Below are 3,346 nucleotides of genomic sequence, written 5' to 3' on the forward strand. Positions count from 1 at the left end.
GCCGGCCTGCCCGCCTGGGTGCAGCCTGTGCCGTACACAGACTGCTGCGGGCAACGTACGGCAGGTTCGGCCGCGTCGCGTAAAAACATCACGGCCGAAGGCCCCGGACATTCGCGTGTCCGGGGCCTTCGGTTTTGAACCATATGATTTTACAAGCAGTGCCTGGAGCAGATCAACTTTGAAATGTGAAGCATTTCAAAATTTTCATTCAGCCGAAAAATGCGATTTTCGGCTGAATCCACGCCATATTATGCGCACTGCACTTTCGTGCAGCGTTAGAGCATGGCACTTTTTCAAAGTTAACATGCTCTAGAGCAATTTCACTTTGAAATTGCTCTGGCGACTGCGCGAGCAGACGCCCGCCGCGAAGGCGTAAGCGCAATTTATTTGCGCGGTTAAACGCCGAAGCGAGCGTGTTTTAAACTTTGAAAAGGTATATTTTCAAAGTTAATCTGCTCTAGCTGATCCAGCTTCCGAGGGCATCCACAATCTTGCGGGCCTGCTCTGCGCTGGAAATGGTGAATTTGGACTGCTGGCGGTATTCGCCGCCGGATTTCTTGTAGCGCCGGATAACATACATGTCCGGCCCAAAGTCATCTTTTTCCGGCTGCCACTGCTGATAGCGGAAAAGAATGGTCGTCCACAAGCCTTTGCTCAGCACAACCTTATCCAGTTCATTAATAATGACCTGGCCGTTTTCTTCAAACTGCACGGTAAGATCGTCAATAGTCTCGTTCAAAATATCTCTCCCTGCGGAGCCTCATGGCCGCCCCCCCCGATGGAGCGGAATCTATCCGGCGTAATTCGCCAGCATGCCTTTGACGTTTTCAGGAAGTTCGGGCGTTTTGACCGTCATCTCCGTAGGGCCGGGACCGTACGCGCTGGCGACAATCGCCCCGGAGGCGGACAGGGCCATCATGCGTTCGGCCATGGTCAGTTCTCTGCCCGAAGCTATCTTGTTGCCGAGAATACCCAGAACATTTTCGCTGATGCTCAGCGGGCTGACAGTTTTGAACTTCATAATATGCTGCCTCCTTTCATTTCTGATAGGCTAGGCTACAATTTTCGCCGTCATCCCGCAAGGGGGCCTCAATGCGACCTCAACGCCGCTAACGCTTGCCCGAAACAAACCTGAACACATCGTCAGCGCAGGCCAGCCATGTCCCAAGGCCTGATATGAACCCGAGTATACCCCAGGGCAGACAGACTAGAGCAATTTAACTTTTAAATTGCTCGGACGGCTGCGTGAGCAGACGTTCGCTACGGAGGCGTAAGCGCAGTTTATCTGCGCGGTTAAACGCCGAAGTGAGCGTGCCTTAAACTTTGAGAATGTATATTCTCAAAGTTAATCTGCTCTCGAAGGCCATGCGCGCCAAGGCAAAGGTCACTGCCGCAGCAGCATCAGGGCGTAACGCTCTACCGGAGCAAAATCATCCGTCAGGGGCGGCGTAGCAAAATCCAGCGGGCCTGTGTACCTTGCGGCCAGCATGGTTTCCACCGCTGCCTGCCCGTGCGTCAGGGCCGGTGCGCCGCTGGCATTCAACGGCGCGGCACTGTCTCTTTTTTCAGGAAAAGCCGCCACCATGAGATTCTGCACCTCTCCGGGCCTGTCGGGGCGCGACACACAGTACACCTGCACCTCTGCGAACGATGCGGACAATGCCCTGAAAATGCTCTGGAACAGGCGGCCGTCCTCTCCCTCCACAGCGGAAATGACGTTCATGAGCACGGCCCCGCCCGGAGCCACGGCCCGCCGCAAGGCCTGCGCTGCCTCCACCGTTCCCATCTGGAAGGGGACCGCATAGTGCGAGTTGAACACATCCACAAAGATCAGATCAAAACGCTCACCCTGCCTGTTCAGAAAGGCGCGGGCGTCTTCGTGGCGCACCGAAAGGCGCGGATCGTCGCCCAGGGCAAACCAGCGCCGGGCCGCGCCGGTCATGGCCGGGTCTATCTCCACAACGGTCATGCGCACATCTTCAGGGGCGGACAGGGCCGACTTGCCAGCCAGAATCCACTTGGGGACGGAATAGCCCCCGCCGCCCAACATGAGTATGGAGCTGGCATGGGGCGCAAAGTAAGGGCCAAGGGCATAAAAGCGCGTGTACTGAAAATAAAGCTCGTCCGGCGCGTCAAGATACATGCCCGACTGACTGTACCCGGGGTCCGTAGCCATGAGCCGCACGGCGCGGCCGCCCTCGCCCCAGTCCGTGCCTTCGTAGATACGGATGCTGTTATAGGGGCTTTCCACAAGGTGCGTGCTGCTTCTGTCGTCACGCCAGGTTCCGTACATGCCGTTGACCACGGTTCCGAGAATGCAGAGCGCCAGCAGGGCCGCCCTGCCCCTGGCTCCTCCCGGCGCGTTGCACAGCGAAAGGGCCAGCATGCAGACAGCCACGCCCCACAAAATGGACGAACTGCCGAAAAATGATATGAGCACAAAGCCGCCCAGAAAAGTTCCCAGAATGCTGCCCGCAGTGGAAAGGGCGTACAGCCGCCCCACCGTGGCCCCGGACGTATCCAGACTGCCGATGCGCAGGCGGATGGCGTAGGGGCTTATCATGCCGAAAAAAAAGGCGGGCAGGGCAAAAATGCCCACGGCTGCGGCCACGGCGGCCACGTAGAGATTGCCGATGCCTTCTGTCACCCACTGGCCCACCAGCGGATGGCACAGGGCCGTAAGCGCGCTGCCGCCCCCGGCTCCGGCGAGAGCAAGAGCAAGCCCCCTGCGGGAAAGATGCCTGTCCGCCATGCGGCCCCCGGCCCAGGCCCCCAGAGCCAGACAGGCCAGCACCACGCCGATAAGGCTGGTCCAGACAACGGCTGATGTGCCCACATAAGGGGCCAGCACGCGCGCGCCCACCATTTCCAGCACCATGACCAGGGCGCCGCTTAAAAAGACCGTCAGTTCCAGCATGGGACTCCTTTTCGGTTTTTTTCTTCGGGACCGGCCCGCGAGCAGAATTGCCCTCAAAAAACGCTCTGTACCACGAGCAGCCGGCTCTCCTGTTATGATTTTTTACGGCCCGTTGTGATCTGCCGGGGCTATTTCACGTTGCAATGGCCCTGACTGTGGCGTGCCTGATGACGGCGTGCCTGAAGCTGTGTGCCTGATGACTGTGTGAGAGCCACTTGCCGTAAAGGCCAACCACCGTTTACCCGGGCGCAATATCCGCCCGGTCCCGCCGCGAGACGAAAAAATCTCGCAGCAGCGCCGCGCATTCCTCGCCACGTACGCCCCCCATATGCCAGAGGCTGTGGTTGGCGCTCTGGGCGTCAAAATATTCCGCGCGGGACACAACCGCCCCGGCCGGGACATCCGCCGCCCCGTACACAAGCCCGGCCA

At 58.8% G+C, this 3,346-nt stretch carries 3 protein-coding genes and 1 pseudogene; all 4 read right to left on the reverse strand.

Translation table 11 applies throughout. The features are described 5' to 3' along the window. Positions 1 to 457: 457 nt before the first annotated feature. Positions 458 to 739, reverse strand: a complete 282-nt coding sequence (locus V6C16_RS09795; protein WP_333536956.1) for a hypothetical protein — start codon at positions 737 to 739, stop codon at positions 458 to 460. A 51-nt stretch (positions 740 to 790) separates the two neighbouring features. Then, positions 791 to 1,021, reverse strand: coding sequence for a hypothetical protein (locus tag V6C16_RS09800; protein ID WP_333536955.1), 231 nt, complete (start codon positions 1,019 to 1,021; stop codon positions 791 to 793). 363 nt (positions 1,022 to 1,384) lie between these two features. Further along, a complete protein-coding gene (locus tag V6C16_RS09805; protein ID WP_333543104.1) occupies positions 1,385 to 2,917 on the reverse strand; it encodes a fused MFS/spermidine synthase in 1,533 nt (510 codons plus the stop codon). Positions 2,918 to 3,155: 238 nt separating this feature from the next. Then, a pseudogene (locus V6C16_RS09810) lies at positions 3,156 to 3,346 on the reverse strand (tRNA adenosine(34) deaminase TadA); the annotation flags it as partial.

This window comes from Desulfovibrio sp. 1188_IL3213 (assembly GCF_036763145.1).
Lineage (GTDB): Bacteria > Desulfobacterota > Desulfovibrionia > Desulfovibrionales > Desulfovibrionaceae > Desulfovibrio.

Coding starts and splice junctions, on each gene's coding strand:
- V6C16_RS09805 (WP_333543104.1), bottom strand. CDS start 2,917: ATGCTGGAACTGACGGTCTTTTTAAGCGGCGCCCTGGTCATGGTGCTG.
- V6C16_RS09800 (WP_333536955.1), bottom strand. CDS start 1,021: ATGAAGTTCAAAACTGTCAGCCCGCTGAGCATCAGCGAAAATGTTCTG.